At 63.2% G+C, this 19,680-nt stretch carries 22 protein-coding genes; 11 read left to right on the top strand and 11 right to left on the bottom strand.

All coding sequences use genetic code 11. The features are described from left to right. Positions 1 to 54: 54 nt before the first annotated feature. Genes AZSI13_RS11535 through AZSI13_RS11520 form a run of 4 tightly spaced genes read right to left on the bottom strand, consistent with a single transcriptional unit; the run spans position 55 to position 3,791 of the window. Positions 55 to 777, bottom strand: a complete 723-nt coding sequence (locus AZSI13_RS11535; RefSeq protein ID WP_109041304.1) for a phosphoadenylyl-sulfate reductase — start codon at positions 775 to 777, stop codon at positions 55 to 57. Beyond that, on the bottom strand, positions 774 to 1,292 hold the full coding sequence (locus AZSI13_RS11530; protein WP_109041303.1) for a DUF934 domain-containing protein: 519 nt from the start codon (positions 1,290 to 1,292) through the stop codon (positions 774 to 776). The genes AZSI13_RS11535 and AZSI13_RS11530 overlap by 4 nt, the downstream gene beginning before the upstream one ends. A gap of 29 nt (positions 1,293 to 1,321) precedes the next feature. Continuing rightward, a complete protein-coding gene (locus tag AZSI13_RS11525; protein ID WP_109041302.1) occupies positions 1,322 to 2,998 on the bottom strand; it encodes a nitrite/sulfite reductase in 1,677 nt (558 codons plus the stop codon). 19 nt (positions 2,999 to 3,017) lie between these two features. Then, entirely contained in the window at positions 3,018 to 3,791 is a 774-nt protein-coding gene (locus AZSI13_RS11520) for a sulfite exporter TauE/SafE family protein (protein ID WP_109041301.1), read from the bottom strand. A gap of 106 nt (positions 3,792 to 3,897) precedes the next feature. Here AZSI13_RS11520 and AZSI13_RS11515 point away from each other — a divergent pair, with 106 nt between their 5' ends. From AZSI13_RS11515 to AZSI13_RS11485, 7 genes are all read left to right on the top strand, one after another. Then, the gene (locus AZSI13_RS11515) at positions 3,898 to 4,872 is read left to right on the top strand and encodes a CysB family HTH-type transcriptional regulator (protein WP_109041300.1); all 975 of its coding nucleotides are present in this window, start codon (positions 3,898 to 3,900) and stop codon (positions 4,870 to 4,872) included. 238 nt (positions 4,873 to 5,110) lie between these two features. Continuing rightward, on the top strand, positions 5,111 to 5,494 hold the full coding sequence (gene rpsF / locus AZSI13_RS11510) for a 30S ribosomal protein S6 (protein WP_109041299.1): 384 nt from the start codon (positions 5,111 to 5,113) through the stop codon (positions 5,492 to 5,494). A gap of 7 nt (positions 5,495 to 5,501) precedes the next feature. After that, positions 5,502 to 5,858, top strand: coding sequence for a primosomal replication protein N (gene priB, locus AZSI13_RS11505; protein ID WP_369406666.1), 357 nt, complete (start codon positions 5,502 to 5,504; stop codon positions 5,856 to 5,858). Positions 5,859 to 5,883: 25 nt separating this feature from the next. Continuing rightward, positions 5,884 to 6,102: a 30S ribosomal protein S18 gene (rpsR, locus tag AZSI13_RS11500; RefSeq protein WP_232058886.1), complete on the top strand. Its 219-nt coding sequence runs from the start codon at positions 5,884 to 5,886 to the stop codon at positions 6,100 to 6,102. Between the two features lie 15 nt (positions 6,103 to 6,117). Beyond that, positions 6,118 to 6,567 (top strand): 50S ribosomal protein L9, encoded by a 450-nt coding sequence (rplI, locus tag AZSI13_RS11495; RefSeq protein ID WP_109041298.1) that lies wholly within the window; start codon positions 6,118 to 6,120, stop codon positions 6,565 to 6,567. Positions 6,568 to 6,723: 156 nt separating this feature from the next. Next, positions 6,724 to 8,154 (top strand): replicative DNA helicase, encoded by a 1,431-nt coding sequence (gene dnaB, locus AZSI13_RS11490; RefSeq protein ID WP_109041297.1) that lies wholly within the window; start codon positions 6,724 to 6,726, stop codon positions 8,152 to 8,154. Positions 8,155 to 8,192: 38 nt separating this feature from the next. After that, positions 8,193 to 8,684 (top strand): NAD(P)H-dependent oxidoreductase, encoded by a 492-nt coding sequence (locus tag AZSI13_RS11485; RefSeq protein WP_109041296.1) that lies wholly within the window; start codon positions 8,193 to 8,195, stop codon positions 8,682 to 8,684. 4 nt (positions 8,685 to 8,688) lie between these two features. Here AZSI13_RS11485 and AZSI13_RS18215 read toward each other — a convergent pair whose 3' ends face one another. From AZSI13_RS18215 to AZSI13_RS11455, 6 genes are all read right to left on the bottom strand, one after another. Further along, on the bottom strand, positions 8,689 to 9,903 hold the full coding sequence (locus AZSI13_RS18215; RefSeq protein ID WP_109041295.1) for a transglutaminase family protein: 1,215 nt from the start codon (positions 9,901 to 9,903) through the stop codon (positions 8,689 to 8,691). Between the two features lie 68 nt (positions 9,904 to 9,971). Further along, complete coding sequence (locus AZSI13_RS11475; RefSeq protein WP_109041294.1) at positions 9,972 to 11,411, bottom strand: PhoH family protein; 1,440 nt, start codon at positions 11,409 to 11,411, stop codon at positions 9,972 to 9,974. Between the two features lie 29 nt (positions 11,412 to 11,440). Then, complete coding sequence (locus AZSI13_RS11470; RefSeq protein WP_109041293.1) at positions 11,441 to 11,923, bottom strand: peroxiredoxin; 483 nt, start codon at positions 11,921 to 11,923, stop codon at positions 11,441 to 11,443. A gap of 99 nt (positions 11,924 to 12,022) precedes the next feature. Then, complete coding sequence (locus AZSI13_RS11465; protein WP_109041292.1) at positions 12,023 to 12,952, bottom strand: polysaccharide deacetylase family protein; 930 nt, start codon at positions 12,950 to 12,952, stop codon at positions 12,023 to 12,025. Between the two features lie 300 nt (positions 12,953 to 13,252). Beyond that, a complete protein-coding gene (locus AZSI13_RS11460) occupies positions 13,253 to 13,627 on the bottom strand; it encodes an SMR family transporter (protein ID WP_109041291.1) in 375 nt (124 codons plus the stop codon). A 7-nt stretch (positions 13,628 to 13,634) separates the two neighbouring features. Continuing rightward, entirely contained in the window at positions 13,635 to 14,018 is a 384-nt protein-coding gene (locus AZSI13_RS11455; protein ID WP_109041290.1) for an Mth938-like domain-containing protein, read from the bottom strand. Between the two features lie 108 nt (positions 14,019 to 14,126). On the opposite strand from AZSI13_RS11455, the gene alaC reads away from it, so the two are divergent. The 4 genes from alaC (at position 14,127) to AZSI13_RS11435 (ending at position 18,392) form a co-directional block, all read left to right on the top strand. Then, positions 14,127 to 15,314: an alanine transaminase gene (gene alaC / locus AZSI13_RS11450; RefSeq protein WP_109041289.1), complete on the top strand. Its 1,188-nt coding sequence runs from the start codon at positions 14,127 to 14,129 to the stop codon at positions 15,312 to 15,314. A 70-nt stretch (positions 15,315 to 15,384) separates the two neighbouring features. Then, positions 15,385 to 16,611: a pyridoxal phosphate-dependent aminotransferase gene (locus AZSI13_RS11445; RefSeq protein ID WP_109041288.1), complete on the top strand. Its 1,227-nt coding sequence runs from the start codon at positions 15,385 to 15,387 to the stop codon at positions 16,609 to 16,611. 65 nt (positions 16,612 to 16,676) lie between these two features. Next, positions 16,677 to 17,987, top strand: coding sequence for a homoserine dehydrogenase (locus AZSI13_RS11440; RefSeq protein ID WP_109041287.1), 1,311 nt, complete (start codon positions 16,677 to 16,679; stop codon positions 17,985 to 17,987). A gap of 147 nt (positions 17,988 to 18,134) precedes the next feature. Further along, positions 18,135 to 18,392 (top strand): DUF2249 domain-containing protein, encoded by a 258-nt coding sequence (locus AZSI13_RS11435; RefSeq protein ID WP_109041286.1) that lies wholly within the window; start codon positions 18,135 to 18,137, stop codon positions 18,390 to 18,392. A gap of 16 nt (positions 18,393 to 18,408) precedes the next feature. Here the strand turns inward: AZSI13_RS11435 and AZSI13_RS18030 are convergent, their stop codons facing one another. Then, positions 18,409 to 19,584 (bottom strand): flagellin, encoded by a 1,176-nt coding sequence (locus AZSI13_RS18030; protein ID WP_109041285.1) that lies wholly within the window; start codon positions 19,582 to 19,584, stop codon positions 18,409 to 18,411. Between the last annotated feature and the right edge of the window lie 96 nt (positions 19,585 to 19,680).

Genomic DNA, 19,680 nt, shown 5'->3' with positions numbered 1-19,680 from the left:
TTTCAGTACCGGGTCGCAACGTTTTCTAAGATCAGCGGAGCTTGCAGGTGAGGCCTACTTCTTGTGCAGGCCGCATTCCTTGGTCTCGGGATTCTCCCACCACCAGCGGCCGGAGCGGATGTCCTCACCGGGGGTGACGGAGCGGGTACAGGGGGCGCAGCCGATGCTGGGGTAGAACTGGTCGTGCAGCTTGTTGTAGGGCACGCCATTATCCAGCAGATAGGCCCACACTTCCTTCTCGCTCCAGTCGGCCAGGGGGTTGAACTTCTCCAGGCCGTTGGTTTCGTCGAACAGGCGCACCGCCAGGCCGTCCCGGGTGGCGGCCTGCTGGGCGCGCATGCCGGTGATCCAGGCCTGCTTGCCGGCCAGGGCCCGCTGCAGGGGCTCCACCTTGCGCACATAGCAACAGCCCTTGCGCAGCTCGATGGATTCGTAAAAGGCGTTGATGCCGTTGGCCCGCACGTATTCCTCGGTGAGATCGTGGCGGGGATAGAACACCTTCAGCTTCAAGCCGTAGTGCTGTTGCACGGCGGCCATCAGGTCGTAGGTTTCCAGGGGCAGGCGGCCCGTGTCCAGGGAGAAGATTTCGATGGGCAGGCCGGTCTTGACGATGAGGTCGGTCAGCACCATGTCCTCGGCCCCCAGGCTGTTGGCGAAGGTGGCCGGGGAGAAGTCCCGGGCGATCTGGGCCAGCAGGGTCTTGGCGGCTTCCGCCTTGGCCGCAGTGGCAGCCCGCAGCTCGTCGGAGACGCGGAACTGGGCGGGAATGACGCTCATGCGGCCCTCCGGCGGAAGAGGGGCTGGGGCTGGTCCACCGCAGCCTGGTAGGGGGTCTTGAAGGTGTCGAAGAGGGCCAGGGCCTTGTCGGCGTCCTTGTCGGCGCGCAGGGCGAAGGCGTCGATGCCGCAGCGGGCCATGAGGAACAGCTGGTCCGGCAGCACGTCGCCGATGGCGCGGATTTCGCCCTGGAAGTTGTAACGTTCCCGCAGCAGGCGGGCGGCGGAATAGCCGCGGCCATCGGTGAACTTGGGGAAATCCACGGCGATCACGGGCAGCCGGGCCAGATCGTCCACCAGGCCTTCCGGCCCTTCGCCGGCGGCCAGCCAGACGCCTACCGGGGCGGCAGGGCTGGAAGCGGCCAGCAGCGCGGACTTCCGGGTAGTCCAGACGGAGAGCGGCACCAGTACTGGGCCCTGGGGCAGGGCAATGGTGTCGGCCGTCTCGCCTTCGGCCAGGCGCAGCACGCTCCAGCTGTCTTCGACGACGGCGCGGTTCTTGATGATGCGGGTCATGGTCGTTCCTTTATTCCGTGTCGATGGGGTCAGGCAGCGTTCTTGCCCTTGAGGCGGTCGCCGTAAATCCGGGTCTTGAAGGGTTCCACACCCAGACGGTCCAGGGTGTCGATGAACAGTTCTTCCTCGTGGCGGTTTTCCAGGTACACCTGGATCAGCTTTTCCACCACCCCAGCCACTTCGTCGGCGGGGAAGGAGGGGCCGATGACCTTGCCCAGCAGGGCGTTGTTGCCCTGGCGGCCGCCCAGGGTGATCTGGTACCACTCCTCGTTGCCCTTATCCACGCCCAGCACGCCGATGTGGCCGACGTGGTGGTGGCCGCAGGAGTTCATGCAGCCGGAGATGTTGAGCTCGATGTCGCCGATGTCGTAGAGGTAGTCCAGGTCTTCGAATTTGGCCTGGATGGCGTTGGCGATGGGGATGGACTTGGCGTTGGCCAGGTCGCAGAAATCGCCGCCGGGGCAGCAGATCATGTCCGTGATGAGGCCGATGTTGGGGGTGGCCAGGCTCACCGCCTTGGCGTCTTCCCACAGGGCTTGCAGTTCGTCCTGGCGCACATCGGCCAGCACCAGATTCTGTTCGTGGGTGACCCGCACTTCGCCGAAGCTGTAGCGGTCGGCCAGATCAGCCACCCGCTCCATCTGCTGGTCGGTGACGTCGCCCGGGGCAGTGCCCGGCTTCTTCAGGGAGAGGGTGACGGAGGCGTAGCCCGGCACCCGGTGGGGGCGCACATTGCGCTCCACCCAGCGGGCGAAGGCGGGCAGTTCGGCCTGTGCCTGCACAAAGCCTTCGTCGATGGCCGGCAGCTGCACGTAGGCGGGGGGATTGAAGAAGGCCGCCACCCGGTCGTATTCGGCCTGGGTGAGGGTGGCCGGGCCGCCCTTGAGGTGGGCCCATTCGGCTTCCACCTGCTCGGCGAACTTCTCCACGCCCAGGGCCTGCACCAGGATCTTGATGCGGGCCTTGTAGGCGTTGTCGCGGCGGCCGTAACGGTTGTAGACCCGCAGAATGGCTTCGTTATAGGTGAGGATGTCCTGCCAGTGCAGGAACTCGCGCACCACTTGGCCGCGGATGGGGGTGCGCCCCAGGCCGCCACCGACGATGACGCGGAAGCCCACTTCGCCGGCTTCGTTCTTGCGGATGTGCAGGCCGATGTCGTGGAACCAGGTCAGGGCCCGGTCTTCCAGGGCGCCATTCACCGCGATCTTGAACTTGCGCGGCAGGAAGGCGAATTCCGGGTGGAAGGTGCTCCACTGGCGCAGCAGTTCGCACAGGGGGCGAGGGTCCAGGATTTCATCGGCGGCGACGCCGGCGAACTGGTCTGTGGTGACGTTGCGGATGCAGTTGCCGGAGGTCTGGATGGCGTGCATTTCCACTTCCGCCAGCTCCGCCAGGGCGTCTGGCACCCGCTCTACGGGGATCCAGTTGTACTGTAGGTTGTGGCGGGTGGTGAAGTGGGCGTAGCCCTTGTCGTAGTCCCGGGCGATCTTGGCCAGGCGGCGCAGCTGGGCGCTCGACAGCATGCCATAGGGCACGGCGACCCGGAACATGGGCGCATGGCGCTGGATGTAGAGGCCATTTTGCAGGCGCAGGGGGCGGAATTCATCGTCCGAAAGTTCCCCGGCTTTCCAGCGGCGGACCTGGTCGCGGAACTGGGCAACCCGTTCCTGGACGAGGGCGTGATCGTATTGGTCGTAACGGTACATAAGGGCCTCGGGATTACTTTTAATGGGCAATGAGCTTGGCGCCGATCAGCACCAGCATGGTGGCCAGGATGGGGCGCAGGATTTTATCCGGAACCTTGGCCGAAATGTGGCTGCCAACCCAGATGCCAGGAAGGGAGCCGACCAGCAGAGCAGACAGCAGGTGCCAATCCACGCTGCCGAGCATCCAGTGGCCGGTACCCGCCACCAGGGTGAGGGGCACAGCGTGGGCTACGTCGCTGCCGACGATGCGCACGGCGGGCAGCTTGGGGTAGAGAAAGAAGAGGGCGGCTACACCCAGGGCACCGGCGCCAACGGAGGAAATGGAAACCAGCACCCCCAGGGTGGCGCCGACGGCAATGGTGATGGGCGTGTGATGCCGCTGCACGAAGGAAGTTTCGTGGCTCAGGGCATAGGACTGCAACTTCTGGCGGAAGATGATGGCGCAGGCGGTGAGCAGCAGGGCGATGCCCAGGCCAATGGAGATCAGGCCGGTGGTTTCCGGGCCCTGCTTGGGCAGGTGGGCCAGGGCGTACAGGGTGATGGCAGTGGCAGGCATGCTGCCGGCAGCCAGCAGGCCGACGATACGCCATTCCACGTGGCCCTTGCGCGAATGCACCACGGTGCCGCCGGCCTTGGTGACGGCGGCGTAGAGCAGGTCGGTGCCCACGGCGGTGGCCGGGTGGATGCCGAACAGGAGGACCAGCAGGGGAGTCATGAGGGAGCCGCCGCCAACGCCCGTCAAACCGACAATGGCGCCGACCACGAATCCAGAGAGGGTATACAGCCAGTCCATGATGCGCCTAGTCGTGAAGTGGGGCGCATCGTAACAGCCGTTTATTGGCCTCAAAAGAATATCGTGCTACATTGATATAACCTAAAGTTATTAACAGGCTATCGTCATGAAGCTGCAGCAGCTGCGATATCTCGTCGAAGTTTCCCGCCGCGGACTCAACGTTTCCGAAGCGGCGGAAGCACTTTACACCTCCCAGCCCGGGGTTTCCAAGCAGATCAAGATGCTCGAGGACGAACTGGGCATCATTGTCTTCGAACGCAGCGGCAAGCGCCTGACCGGCATTACCGAACCCGGCAAGGCGGTGCTGGAGATTTCCAACCGCATCCTGCGGGAGGCGGAAAACCTCAAGCGGGTGGGCGAGGAATACGCCGGTGGCGACTCCGGCAGCATGATCATTGCCACCACCCATACCCAGGCCCGCTATGCGCTACCCCAGGTGGTGAAGCGCTTTACCGAGCGTTATCCCCGGGTGCGCCTCTCCCTGCATCAGGGTAGCCCGACCCAGATCGCCGAATGGGCTGCCAACGGCGAGGCCGACATCGCCATCGCTACCGAGGCCTTGGACCATGTGCCCAATCTGGTGACCATGCCCTGCTACCAGTGGTCCCATTGCGTCATTGCCCCCACCGGCCATCCGATCCTGGAGCAGGGGCCGCTGTCCTTGGCAGTACTGGCGCGTTTCCCCCTCATTACCTACGATCCGGCCTTTACCGGTGGCGGGCGCATCAGCAGTGCCTTCGAGCGCCACGGCCTGACGCCGAATGTGGTGCTCTCCGCCATCGATGCGGATGTGATCAAGACCTACGTCAGCCTAGGTCTGGGTCTGGGCATCATCGCCCGCATCGCCTTCGATCCCGAGCGGGACGGTAGCCAGGGTGGCCTGGTGGCCTTGGATGCGGGGCATCTGTTCGAGTCCAACACCACTCGCCTGGCGCTGCGCCGGGGCACCTATCTGCGGCGCTACGAGTACGACTTCATCGAACTCTTCGCCCCCCATCTGACCCGCAAGGCCGTGGAGAAGTCCATGGAAGGTGCGCTCTCCGGCGCAGCGGGTCGGGGCGAGGACGAATACCAGCTCTGACCGTACCGAGCCCCGGGCAGCCAGCTGCCATGGGTGTTTGACCGAGGCGAGGACACATGTCTGCCATGCCCCCTTTTGTCGATTCCCTGCCAAATTGTCTTGGGTTAGGGTCGGGGCTCTTCGTCCAGGCTGCGGTTTTCCTTGATTTTCCGTGAAAAACCGTGCCATAATCGTCGGCTTTCCAACCTTGTCCTACCGCGAACGCATGGCGGAGGGCTGTTAGCCAAAAGGAGAATTCATGCGCCATTACGAAATCGTATTTATCGTCCATCCGGACCAGAGCGAGCAGGTTCCGGCCATGGTCGAACGCTACCGTTCGATCGTGACCACCCGCAGCGGCGTGATCCACCGTCTGGAAGACTGGGGCCGTCGTCAGCTGGCTTACCCGATCCAGAAGGTTCACAAAGCCCACTACGTGCTGATGAACATCGAGTGCGACGGCGAGACCCTGAACGAACTGGAGCATTCCTTCAAGTTCAACGACGCCGTGCTGCGTCACCTCACCGTCAAGACCAAGGCTGCTACGACCACTCCTTCTCCCATGATGAAGGAAGAGAAGTCCAAGTCCCTGCTGGATGGCAAGGCTGAAGCCCCTGCCGCCGAAGCGACCCCGGCTGCCTAATTAATCGTTGGCTGCCACGAAGCTGGTTGATAACCGCGTTGTAATCACCGGGACGCTGATCGAACACAAACCCTTGCGTTACACCCCCGCCGGCGTGCCGGTGAGCGAAGGGCGCCTGCGCCACGAATCAGAAATGATCGAAGCCGGCCACCCCCGCAAGGTTGAGTGTGAAATCAACGTCGTTGCCCTGGGAACCACAGCCAAATGGCTGCAGGACGCCGGGCTCGGCAAGGCGGTAAGGCTCGAAGGGTTTTTGGCCCTGAAGAGCAGAAACAGCCGGCAGCCCATGTTGCACGTAGAACGAATCGAATTTTTGGAAGGAAATGAAAATGGCTCGACCGTTTTTCAAGAAGAAGGACGATGACAAGAAAAAGCGCCGCGGTGGCGGTATGTTCAAGCGCCGCAAGTTCTGCCGCTTCACTGCCGAGAAGATCGTTGAGATCGACTACAAGGACGTGGACCTGCTGAAGGACTTCATCGCTGAAAACGCCAAGATCATGCCGGCTCGTCTGACCGGCACCAAGGCCCACTACCAGCGTCAGCTGGGCGTCGCTGTGAAGCGTGCTCGCTACCTGGCCCTGCTGCCCTACACCGACAACCACGTTTAATCGGGAGAGAGAAACATGCAAATCATTCTTCTGGAAAAGGTTGTCAACCTGGGTAACCTGGGCGACGTGGTCAAGGTCAAGGACGGCTACGCCCGTAACTTCCTGATCCCCCAGCGCAAGGCCAAGCGTGCTACTCCCGCTGCCCTGGCTGAATTCGAAGTCAAGCGCGCCGAGCTGGAAAAGGCTCAGGCTGACAAGCTGGCCGCTGCCGAAGCCCAAGCCGGTCAATTGAACGGCCTGATGGTTCAGATCAGCCGTAAGGCCGGTATGGATGGCCGTCTGTTTGGTTCCGTGTCCAACTTCGACATCGCCGAAGCCCTGGAAGCCCAAGGCCACAAGGTGGAGAAGTCCACCATCCGCATGCCCAACGGCCACCTCAAGGCCATCGGTGACTACCCCATCGATGTCGCTCTGCACACCGACGTGATCGCTCAGATCACCGTCTCCGTTCTCGGCGAGCACTAAGCAGCGGCAGCGCCTTCGCGGGCGCTTCCCCAGAAAGGCCTTGCGGATTCGTCCTGCAAGGCCTTTTTCTTTTCTGCCGCCATTCCCGTTCCTTCGATGTCGCCAATGCAATCGCGGGCAAGGGTAGAATTGCCCATCCCCGATACAGGCCCTGCCATGAACAAGCCCCGCCGTTTCTCCCGTTCCGATTCCCTGGATTCCACCGACCCTGTGCTTGCCCAGCTGCGGGTGCCACCCCATTCCGTGGAAGCGGAGCAGTCCCTGCTAGGTGGCTTGCTGCTGGATAACCAGGCCTGGGACAAGGTAGGTGACATGGTGACGGAGACCGACTTCTATCGGGACGAACACCGCCGCATCTTCCGCCAGGTCCAGCGTCTCCTTTCCATCGGCAAGCCGGCGGACGTGGTGACCGTTTCCGAAGCCCTGGATGCGGCCGGGGAGAGCGAACATACCGGCGGCCTGGCTTATCTGGGGGAACTGGCCGCCAATACGCCTTCCGCCTCCAATATCCGCCGCTATGCGGAAATCGTGCGGGAGCGGGCCATCCTGCGCCAGCTGGTGACCGCGGGGGACGAAATTGCCTCCAGCGCCCTCAACCCCCTGGGGCGGGATGCCAAGTCCCTGCTCGACGAGGCCGAGTCCCGGGTCTTCGAGATTGCTGAAAAGGGCGCCTTGTCCCAGCAGGGCTTTGTGCACATCAATCCCCTGCTCAACGAGGTGGTGCAGAAAATTGAAGAACTGCACGACCGGGACAATCCCTCGGACATTACCGGCGTGTCTACCGGCTTCATCGACCTGGACCAGAAAACCTCCGGCCTGCAGCCTGGCGACCTGATCATCGTCGCCGGCCGTCCTTCCATGGGTAAGACTGCCTTTGCCCTCAACATCGCCGAATATGTGGCGGTGGAGCAGGGCCTGCCGGTCGGGGTGTTTTCCATGGAAATGGGCGGCGCCCAGCTGGCCATGCGGATGCTGGCCTCCCTGGGTAAGCTCAATTCCCACAACCTGCGTACCGGCCGCCTGGACGACGACGAGTGGGGCCGTCTTTCCTTTGCCCTCGGCAAGATGCACGAGAAGCCCCTCTACATTGACGAGACCGGTGGTTTGAATCCGCTCGATCTGCGGGCCCGGGCGCGACGCCTGGCGCGCCAGTACGGCGGCAAGCTGGGCCTGATCGTCATCGACTACCTGCAGTTGATGGTGTCGGCCAAGGCCGGCGGTGGCGAGAACCGGGCGACGGAAGTGTCGGAAATTTCCCGCGCCCTGAAATCCCTGGCCAAGGAGTTGTCGGTACCGGTGATCGCGCTGTCACAGCTTTCCCGGAAGGTGGAAGAGCGGACCGACAAGCGTCCCATGATGTCCGACTTGCGGGAATCCGGCGCTATCGAGCAGGATGCGGACGTCATCATGATGATGTACCGGGATGAGTACTACAACAAGGAAAGCGAGAACAACAAGGGCATGGCCGAGGTCATCATCGGCAAGCAGCGTAACGGCCCCACGGGCACGGTGCACCTCACCTTCCTTGGGGAATACACCCGCTTCGAGAATTCCGCCTACCGGGGCAGCAGCGGCCCCGAATACTGATCCTGTTGGTGTGTGGTGGGCGCACCTGGAAATCAGCCATGAAAACCCTGCTGATCATTTACCACTCCCAGACCGGCGGCGCAGCTGCCATGGCCAGGGCGGCAGCCGCAGGCGCGGCGGGGGAGGGCGGCGTGGTGGTGCGTCTCTGCCAGGCGGAAGACGTGGGGCCCGCCGACGCCATTGCGGCTGATGCTTTCATCTTCGTCACGCCGGAGTACTTGGGCAGCATGGCGGGGCGTCTGAAGGACTTTTTTGACCGCAGTTATTACGACGCCCTGGATCAGCTCAACGGCCGCCCCTACGTCCTGCTGGTGTGTGCCGGCAGCGACGGCCAGGGGGCCGTGCGGCAGGTGGAGCGGATCGCTGCTGGCTGGCGTCTCAAAGCCATTTGTGCGCCGTTGATCGTCTGTACCCGGGCCCAGACCCGGGAGGCCATCCAGGCGCCAAAAATCCTCGATCCGGCCGACCTGCAGCGCTGTGCCGACACCGGAGCCGCCCTGGCGGCAGGGCTGGCCCTCGGCATCTACTGAGTCATCAGTTTTCGCTGGGGTGGGCTTCCAGGCTGATGTTGGCCTGGCGGTTGATCAGGCGGACGCTGCCATCCCGTTCCACCTGGCCCAGCAATGGGCGATCCACGACAGACAGGCTTTCTCCCGGGCCCAGGGGCAGGCGTACGCCATCGCCGCTGAAATAGGCCGCCCAGTTCATTTCCCAGAAACCGAAAAGACGCTTGCGCAGGGAGCCGCTGTCGCCATCCCGGCGCTGGGCCAGCACCGCGTCGGCCGGGTCCACTGGAATCCAGCCATAGAAGGGAGCATGGAATTCAGCACGCCAATGCTGGGCGGCGGAGACATCCCCGCTGGCACCGAGGCTGGCGGACTGGCGGGAGGGGCCGATACGCTGGCCGCTGACCCGCCGTGCCGGAATGCCGGTGGCCCGACAGAGGGCGACAAAGACGCCGGCCAAGCCGGCACCGCCGTCGTTCTGGGCGCAGAGGGATTTTTGCACCGACTCGGGGACGCCATTACAGCTCAGGCCGTGGTCCACCACCCAGTCGTAGATGGCCAGGGCCTGGGGCATGGGTTCCCGGATACGGCCGGTGACGCGGTCTGCTAGGTCCGCAATGACATCCTGGGGCCAGGGGCCGGCCGGGGCGAGATTGAGGTTGAGCACGTCCTCGGATTCGGTGGAGGTGCCGCGGCGGGTGATGTCGAAGAGGCGCTGGCGGGTACCCAGACGCAAGCGCAGTTCCGCAGCCGGCGCCCGGCTGCCGGCCGGCCATTCGGCAAAGAAGGTGAGCAGGCCGCTGTCGCCATCCCGGCGCAGGCCAGCCTTGGCGTAATTGCCCTGCCAATCCATGTCTTCCACCCGCTGCCATTCGTTTTCCTGGGGCAGGGGAATCCACGCCCGCAGAGGCTGGGTGTTGTCGGGGGCACCAACCTTCACCACCAGATCGTAGTGGCGCCAGGATTGCTGGCGGGGCAGGGGCAGGGCGGCTGGTCGCATGCCACCCACGTGGCCGCTGACCGGGCCGCTGGCGGCGCCGCGGGGATTGCCGGCAGGGGCACGCAAGCCGGCCTTGGCGGACGGTTTGCCGGCTGCAGCAGTCTTGGCATTGGGCTTGGCAACAGGCTTCTTGGTTGCCTTGGGGTCAGGTTTGGGGCTGGAATTGGTTTTCTTGGCAGCCAGAACGCTGCCAGGCGCGACGGCAAGGCCGCCAGCCAGTGCGAGAAAGGCACGGCGCTTCATGCTCATTCCTCCGTAAAAACTAAAGCCGCACTGACGTGCGGCTTTAGGGGGATGAAAACTGAAAAAAATTATAGCACTTCGGCCGCGTGGTCCGCCAAACGGGAGCGCTCGCCCCGTTGCAGGGTGATGTGGCCCGAATGGTCCCATCCCTTGAAGCGATCCACCACATAGGTGAGACCGGAAGAACCTTCGGTCAGGTAAGGCGTGTCGATCTGGGCGATGTTGCCCAGGCAGACCACCTTGGTGCCGGGGCCGGCCCGGGTGATCAGGGTTTTCATCTGTTTCGGCGTCAGGTTCTGGGCTTCATCGATGATCAGGTACTTGTTGATGAAGGTGCGGCCCCGCATGAAGTTGAGGGACTTGACCTTGATGCGGCTGCGGATCAGGTCCCGGGTGGCGGCACGGCCCCAGTCGCCGGCCTCGTCATCGGTCTTGTTGAGCACGTCCAGATTGTCTTCCAGGGCGCCCATCCAGGGGGCCATTTTCTCTTCCTCGGTGCCGGGCAGAAAGCCGATGTCCTCGCCTACCGGCACCGTCACCCGGGTCATGATGATTTCGGAATACTGCTTCGTTTCCAGTACCTGAGTCAGGCCAGCGGCCAGGGTCAGCAGGGTCTTGCCGGTGCCGGCCTGGCCCAGCAGGGTGATGAAATCCACCTCCGGGTCCATCAGCAGGTTGAGGGCGAAGTTCTGTTCCCGGTTGCGGGCGGTGATGCCCCAGACGTTGTTCTTAGGGTGGGTGAAGTCGATCAGGGTTTCCAGCTCGGCTGTCTTCCCCGAAACGCTGCGCACCAGGGCGTAGAGAGGCTGCGCGCCTTCTTGATAGACGAACTCATTGATCAGCAACTGGGAGCAGAGGGGGCCCTTGATGCGGTAATAGGTGCGGCCCTCCCGCTTGCCCGATTCCATACCCTGACCGTGCTTTTCCCAGAAATCCGCCGGTAGCTCACGCACGCCGGTGTACAGCAGGTCGGTGTCTTCCAGAACCTTGTCGTTGAAGTAATCCTCGGCCGCCAGACCCAGGGTGCGGGCCTTGATGCGCATGTTGATGTCTTTCGACACCAGGATCACCGAGCGCTTGGGATGGCGCCGCTGCAGGTGGAAGACGACAGCCAGGATCTGGTTGTCGTACTTGGCGGTGGGCAGGGCCTGGGGCAGTTCGGAACTGATGGCCTCGGTCTGCAGGAAGAGGTGGCCGGTGGCCAGCTTGCTTGACGGCGTTTCCAGGGCAATACCGGACTCGATCTCGTCGCCGGCATGGGCCAGGATGTCGTCCAGGGTGCGGCTCGCCTGGCGGGCGTTGCGGGCGATTTCCGACATGCCCTTCTTGTTGTTGTCCAGTTCCTCCAGCACCATCATGGGCAGGAAGACGTCGTGCTCCTCGAAACGGAACAGGCTGGTGGGGTCGTGCATGAGCACGTTGGTGTCGAGGACAAAAATCTTGCAGCGGGACGATGCGGAGGTGGAGGAAGCTACCGTTTTACTGCTCGCGGCGGGTTTGCGGGCCATGGGGGCGTCCTGTCTGGTTGAACGTCGTTTTAAAGGGACTGCACGAACTCGAGCACTTCCTGGGCATGGCCGGGGACCTTGATGCCGCGCCATTCCTTGCGCAGCACGCCGGCACTGTCGATGACAAAAGTACTGCGTTCGATACCACGCACTTCTTTGCCATACATTTTCTTCAGCTTCATGACAGCGAACATCTGGCACAGCACTTCCTCGCCATCGGAAATGAGGTCAAACGGGAGGTTCTGCTTGGTGCGGAAATTGTCGTGGGAGCGCAAGGAATCCCGGGAAACCCCCAGCACCCGCGTGCCAGCGGCCTGGAAAGACGGGTAGAGGTCGCGGAACTGCTGGGCCTCGGTGGTGCAGCCGGGCGTGCTGTCCTTGGGGTAGAAATACAGGACGATGTGCTGGCCACGTTGGGCCGAGAGGGTGAAGGGGGAGTCGCCGGTGGCCGGCAGGGTGAAATCGGCGACGGGGGTATCAAGAATGGCTTGGGGAAGGGGGCTGGGGCTCATGTTGTTCTCCATGATTGATGCCCCATTGTTGGGGGAAAGGCCGGCGGCGGTCAACAATCCGCCGGGCTTTCCGCGCCTGCCAGGTTGTGCCCGGGCGGCTCAGGCGGCGAGGAACTCCGGCCCCTGGATCATCTGTCCGGCCTGCTCCGGCAGATCGCTGCGCAGGACCTGGCAGCGGGGCAGGGCATCCTGGTCCAGGCCGGCGGCCAGCTGGCGGCAGGCCACCAGGGCATAGCCCTGTTCCTTCCATCCTTCCAGCAGTTTTTCGAAAACCGGCAGAAACTTCATGCCTTCCAGTTCCGCATGCAGGGTGAAGACGTGGCCGGCGGCCGGCGGGTTGCGGGTCTCCAGGAGCAGGCGGTCTGCCACGTTATCGGCGGTAATGTCGCCCTGGCCGATGAGTTCATCCAGGGGGGGCAGGGTGGTGGGCAACTGCGGGCAGGCCACCAGTTCGCCTTCCACTACCGGCAGGAAGGGGCCGGTGCCCCGGGTGTCGCTGCCGTAAGCCAGGCCGAGGCGTTGGGTCAGGCGCAGGGCGTGGCGGTTCATCAGCCAGCCGGTGGCGCCATGTACGGTGGGGCGCTGGCCGAGGATGTCTTCGTAGCGTTTGGCTGCCTTGGCCATTTCCACTTCCACCCAGGCATTGGCGGCGTCGCCGATGCGCAACTGCCAGTCGGCCCGGTCCCAGCTCTGGATGCCGGTTTCGAATCCGGCCTCATGAACGGCCTTGAGGATGTGGGCGCAGCGCCGGCCGATGTCCGGGGCCGGCAGGAAGGTGCCGTAGAGCAGGCTGGTAAAACCATAGCGCTCCCGCCGGGAGATGGGCTTGCTGGCGGATTTCCCTTTCTTCCGACTACCGGCCGGGCGCGGCTGCCGCGGCGTCTTGCCGGTATTGTCAGGGCCGAGGGAGAACAGGAAGGTGGCCTGGGCGCCGTGCTTTTGCAGCAGTTCCACCAGGCGGGGCACGCCGCTGCGGGTGCCGCGCAGGGTGTCGACGTTGATTTTCAGGGCGAGTTGAGGGCTGGACATGGCGAAAAGATGCCTGGATAGAGCGGAGAGGTGCGGATTGTAAAAGCAATCCGGCGTCTTGCGGGGGCCGTCTGGGGCTGGCCGGCAGGAATGGGAGAGAAGGGGAGTGCGGAGGGCGCGGGGAGGGGAAACGGGAGGGCGGGAGCAAAGCCGCGGGAAAAATAACGCGCTCCGACATTCGACCGGGCGAACACCCCCGAAAAACGCCGGCGCGCGTTCAAGGTACAACTGTCCTGCTTGGAGGAGAGGACAGCCTTCATTGTAAGGGATTCTCCTGACGCGCTACTGACTTGCAGGAGATCAGGCGGTACGGGTGATGACGTAAACGCCCAGGACGATCAGGCCGATGCCCGCCAGCTTCTCCAGGGAGAGGGCCTCGCCGAACCAGTGCCAGGCGATGAAGGCGTTGATGACGTAGCCAATGGAAAGCATGGGGTAGGCGATGGAGACCGGTACCCGGGAGAGGGCCATGATCCACACCACCAGGCTGACGCCATAGGCGGCCATGCCGCTGAGAATGTAGGGATTGAAGGCCAGCTTGAGGCCGATGGGCAGGACATTGTCCAGGTGGAATTCGAAATGGCCCACGGCATTGGTGCCGGCCTTGAGCAGCAACTGGCCGGCGGCGTTGAGAATGACCCCGGTGAGGATCAGGGCAAAGGCGATCGGGCTCACAGAGGGCTCACGGGGTGACCGAATCCTGCAACAGGGCGCAGCCGACACTGCGGCCTTCGGCGGCGAGGATATTGTAGGTGCGGCAGGCAGCCTGGGTATTCATCACCTCCAGGCCGATACCAGCCCGCATCAGGCCTTGCAGCAGTTGGGGATGAGGGAAGCGCTGCCTGGCGCCGGTGCCGAGAATCATGATCTCCACCCCCAACTCCGCCAGGGCATCGAAATCGGCCTGGCTCAGGGTTTCGAAGGTGGCCTGGGTCCAATCCCGGATCAGCCGCCGGGGCAGCACCACCAGATTGCCCTGCAGGCGGTTGCCGTTGATGGCCACGTAGTCGTCGCCATAGCCGGAAAAGGCGTAATGGCCGTCAGTATTGTCGCGATGGAGCTTCATGGTCGGCTGCGGTGCACAAACCGGGGAAGAAAGGGTAGGATTATAGCCTTTTTACGCGCCCGTCCGGCCCGGCCGGCGCGTTGCCGACAGCCGGATTTACCTGCCCCCATGAAAGACTTTCCCCGCATCAAGCGCCTGCCGCCTTACGTATTCAACATCACTGCTGAGTTGAAGATGGCCGCGCGTCGCCGCGGTGAAGACATCATCGACATGTCCATGGGCAACCCGGACGGCGCCACGCCGAAACACATTGTGGACAAGATGGTGGACGCCACCCAGCGCGGCGACACCCACGGCTATTCCGTTTCCAAGGGTATCCCCCGCCTGCGCAAGGCCATCTGCGACTGGTACCTGCGCCGCTACAACGTGGCCTTCGACCCGGACAGCGAAGCCGTGGTCACCATCGGCTCCAAGGAGGGCCTGGCCCACCTCATGCTGGCCACTCTGGACCGGGGCGACACGGTGCTGGTGCCCAATCCCAGCTACCCCATCCACATCTACGGCGCCATCATCGCCGGGGCCAACACCCGCTCGGTGCGCATGACCGACGATGTGGATTTCTTCGAAGAATTGCAGCGGGCCATCCGGGAATGCACGCCCAAGCCAAAAATGATGATCCTGGGCTTTCCCAGCAACCCCACGGCGCGCTGCGTCGAACTCGACTTCTTCGAGCGGGTGGTGGCCCTGGCCAAGGAACACGACATCCTGGTGGTGCATGACTTGGCCTACGCCGACATCGTCTTCGACGGCTACCGCGCCCCCTCCATCATGGAAGTGCCCGGCGCCCGGGACGTGGCGGTGGAATTCTTCACCATGTCCAAGAGCTACAACATGGCCGGCTGGCGCGTCGGCTACATGGTGGGCAACAAGGACCTGTGCGCCGCCCTGGCCCGCATCAAGAGCTACCACGACTACGGCACCTTCACGCCGATCCAGGTGGCCTCGGTGATCGCCCTGGACGGCCCCCAGGACTGTGTGGAAGAAGTGCGCCAGACCTACGAACTGCGCCGCAACGTGCTGGCCAAGGGGCTGCACGAGGCGGGCTGGATGGTGGAGGTGCCCAAGGCCTCCATGTACATCTGGGCCAAGATTCCCGAGCCCTACGCCCACCTGGGCTCCCTGGAATTCGCCAAGAAGCTACTGGCGGAGGCCAAGGTAGCCGTCTCCCCGGGCATCGGCTTCGGCGATTACGGCGACGACCATGTGCGTTTCGCCCTGATCGAGAACGAGGCCCGTACCCGCCAGGCTGTGCGCGGCATCAAGGACATGTTCCGTAAGGACGGCCTGCTCAAGTAAGAAGCCGGCGGCACAATAAAACTGAATTGATCTTCGTCCGGCTCCGCCGGCAACCCCGCAGGAAAACAAAGTGCGACCCATCAAGAAATCCGCCAAGCTCGACAACGTCTGCTACGACATCCGCGGCCCCGTGCTGGAAAAGGCCAAGCAGATGGAAGAGGACGGCCACAAGATCATCAAGCTCAACATCGGCAACCTGGCCTCCTTCGGCTTCGACGCGCCGGAAGAAATCCAGCAGGACATGATCCGCAACCTGCCCAATTCGGCGGGCTATTCCGACTCCAAGGGCATCTTCGCGGCACGCAAGGCCATCATGCACTACGCCCAGCAGAAGAAGGTCAAGGGCGTGGGCCTGGAAGACATCTACGTGGGCAACGGCGTTTCCGAACTGATCGTCATGGCCATGAACGCCCTGCTCAACCCGGGCGACGAAGTGCTGGTGCCGGCTCCCGACTACCCCCTGTGGACCGCCGCCGTCAGCCTTTCCGGTGGCACGCCGCGGCACTATATCTGCGACGAAGGTGCCGGCTGGCTGCCTGACCTGGACGACATCCGGGCCAAGATCACCGAGAACACCCGGGCCATCGTCATCATCAACCCCAACAACCCCACCGGCGCCCTCTACCCCGACGACCTGCTCAAGGAAATCGTCGAGATCGCCCGTCAGAACAATCTGATCATTTACGCCGACGAGGTGTACGACAAGGTGCTTTACGATGGCGTTGAACACACCGCCATCGGCTCCCTCTCGGAAGACGTGCTGACCATCAGCTTCAACGGCCTCTCCAAGAACTATCGCTCCTGTGGCTACCGGGCCGGCTGGATGATGGTTTCCGGCGACCGTCGCCCCGCCGCCGACTACATCGAAGGCCTCAACATGCTGGCCTCCATGCGTCTGTGCGCAAACGTGCCCGGCCAGTGGGCCATCCAGACCGCTCTGGGCGGCTACCAGAGCATCAATGACCTGGTTTCTGAAGGCGGTCGCATGCGCCGCCAGCGGGACATCGCCCACGAGCTGATCACCTCCATTCCCGGGGTCTCCTGCGTCAAGCCCAAGGCCACCCTGTACATGTTCCCCCGCCTGGATCCCAAGGTTTACCCGATCCAGGACGACCAGCAGTTCATTGCCGAACTGCTGCAAGAAGAAAAGGTGCTGCTGGTCCAGGGCACCGGCTTCAACTGGCCCGATCCGGATCACTTCCGCCTGGTCTTCCTGCCCCATGTGGACGACCTCAAGGATGCCGTCGGGCGTATCGACCGTTTCCTGGCCGGTTACCGCAAGCGCCATGGCACTTGATGGCAACTGACCACCCCCGATTTTTCCAACCACGATAATTAACTCAGCAACTAGGGATCTTGCATATGAAAGCGATCAACGTCGGCCTGCTCGGCATCGGTACCGTCGGTGGCGGCACCTTCACCGTCCTCAAACGTAATGCGGAAGAAATTACCCGCCGGGCCGGCCGTCCCATCGAAATTACCATGGTGGCCGATCGTAATCTGGACCTGGCCCGCCAGGTCACCGGCGGCGCCTGCAAGGTCACCGACGACGCCTTCGCCGTGGTCACCGATCCCAATGTGGACATCGTCGTCGAACTGATCGGCGGCTACGGCGTGGCCAAGGACCTGGTCATGAAGGCCATCGAGAATGGCAAGCACGTGGTCACCGCCAACAAGGCCCTGCTGGCCACCCACGGCAACGAAATCTTCGCCGCTGCCCAGAAGAAGGGCGTCATCGTCGCCTTCGAAGCCGCCGTGGCCGGTGGTATCCCCATCATCAAGGCCCTGCGCGAAGGCCTCTCCGCCAACCGCATCGAGTGGGTCGCCGGCATCATCAACGGCACCACCAACTTCATCCTCTCCGAGATGCGCGACAAGGGCCTGTCCTTTGCCGACGTGCTGAAGGAAGCCCAGCGTCTGGGCTATGCCGAAGCCGACCCCACCTTCGACGTGGAAGGCGTGGACGCAGCCCACAAGCTGACCATCATGTCCGCCATCGCCTTCGGCATCCCCATGAGCTTCGACAAGGCCCACGTGGAAGGCATCACCAAGCTGGATGCCATCGACATCAAGTACGCCGAGCAGCTGGGCTACCGCATCAAGTTGTTGGGCGTGACCAAGCGCACCCCAGAAGGAGTGGAACTGCGCGTGCATCCCACTCTGATCCCGGAAAAGCGCCTCATCGCCAACGTGGAAGGCGCCATGAACGCAGTGCTGGTGAAGGGCGACGCCGTCGGCGCCACCCTCTACTACGGCAAGGGTGCCGGTGCCGAGCCCACCGCTTCCGCCGTCATCGCCGACCTGGTGGATGTCACCCGCCTGCACACCTCCGATCCGGAACACCGGGTGCCCCACCTGGCCTTCCAGCCGGACGCCGTGGTGGACCTGCCGATCCTGCCCCTGGCCGAAGTGCAGACCGCCTACTACCTGCGCCTGCGGGTGGAAGACAAGCCCGGCGTGCTGGCCGACATCACCCGCATCCTGGCCGACCAGTCCATCTCCATCGACGCCATGATCCAGAAGGAGCCGGGCGAGGGCGAAGTGCAGACCGACATCATCCTGCTGACCCATGTCACCCGGGAAAAGAACGTCGACGCCGCCATCGCCAAGATTGAGGCCCTGGCTGCCGTGCAAGGCCAGGTCACCCGCCTGCGTCTGGAAGAGCTGCAGTAAGCCTGCCGCTATTTGCCCAGGTAGTCGTCTGCTACCCCTGCGAAACCCCTGCCCGGTGCAGGGGTTTCGCCTATCTGGATCAAAGACTTGCCTGCCTCGCAGGGTCAGAATCGCAACCTCGATTCACCCCACACGAGGACAAAAACCATGCATGCCTGCGACCACCCCACTCCCGAAGCCATCTATCCCTTTGACGCCCGCGGCGTCGCCAAGCGTTTCCGCCATGCCGCCATTTTCGGCGCCTTTGATTCCCTGATTCCTGGCGAAACCATGCGTTTCTGCAACGACCACGATCCCCTGCCGCTCCTCAACCAGCTGCTGACCCGCTACGGCGACGGCATTGCCATCGCCTATGTGCAGCGCGAACCGGGCGCCATCGTTATCGACTTCACCAAGCAGGGCTGAACGGCGGACGTCGAGCTTACCGTAGTAGGCGCAGCACGCCGGCGGCCGAGGCATTGGCCTGGCTAAGGGCGGCGATGCCGGCCTGCTGGATGATCTGGTTGCGGGTTCGGATGGCGAACTCGTTGGCGAAGTCCGTATCGGTAATGCGGCTGCGGGAAGCTCCGACGTTTTCCATGAAACTCTGCAGGCCCGCCACCACGCTGGTAAAGCGGTTTTGTACCGCTCCAAAGGTGGCGCGGACATTGGCTACCTTGGCAATGTCCATATCCACATCGCCAATGGCCGCGGCGGCAAAGGCCTGATTGGTGATATTGACGGTACCGGTCGCCGTAATGTCCTGGTAGTAGGCGTAGAGGCCGGAGCCGCTGCTGATCCAGCCATAGCCCGAAGCTGCACTGGCCGTGGCGCTGTTCATGGCCGCATAAGTGCCGGCCACGTTGCCGCCGTTGCCGTTGTAGGCATCCTCCGCTGCTTTGTAGATGGCCCAGGCCGCATCCTGGGCTGGTGTTCCGGAAGCGAAGCCGGTCACCGAGTAGGTATTGGGTCCCACATTTGTGACTAGGCCGTTGGGAATGAACTGGCGCAATGCCTGGTCGGCCGCCATCATGGCAGCCAGAGCGCTGCCGCCGCTCTGCACTGCACTTTGTACTGCGCCGGCAGCTTTGGCCCCAGGGCTTGGACTGCCCAGGGACTGGGCGAGATCGGTCGTCAGCAGGCCCACCTGATGGCCTGGGCCGCCGCTGTAGCCGATCTGATAGGTGAGGGTGGCGGTGCCGGAAAGCAGACGGGCACCGTTGTATTCCGTGGTCTGAACGGTACGGCTGATTTCCTGAGTGAGCTGGTCTACTTCCTTTTGCAGCTGGGAACGGTTGTTGTCCGTGATGGAGCCGTTGGCAGCTTGTACGGCAATTTCCCGGATGCGTTGCAAGTTGCCGCTGATCTGGCCAAGGGCCGTTTCGGCAATCTGGCCCATGGAGATACCGTCGTTGGCGTTGCGTATGGCCTGATCGGTCCCTTTCATCACTGAATTCAGACGTTCCGCCACGGCCATGCCGGCACTGTCGTCCCGGGCGCTGTTGATGCCCAGACCCGACGACAGCCGTTGTAGGGAAAGCCCCAGGGCCGACGACGAGCGCGCCAAGTTTCGCAGCACCTGGTGTGCGAGAACGTTGGTGTTGACGGTCAAAGGCATGGGGCGCTCGGTTCAGGGGCGGCGAGATGGTGAACAGAAAAAGGGCTTACCTTTAACGGATACGTACGGCGAAACTTGAATGACACGTACGGCCTA

This window comes from Azospira sp. I13, from assembly GCF_003112695.1.
In the GTDB taxonomy this organism is placed as follows: domain Bacteria; phylum Pseudomonadota; class Gammaproteobacteria; order Burkholderiales; family Rhodocyclaceae; genus Azospira.
Note: the sequence above shows the minus strand (reverse complement) of the source record. Positions and strands in the feature narration are given on the sequence as shown.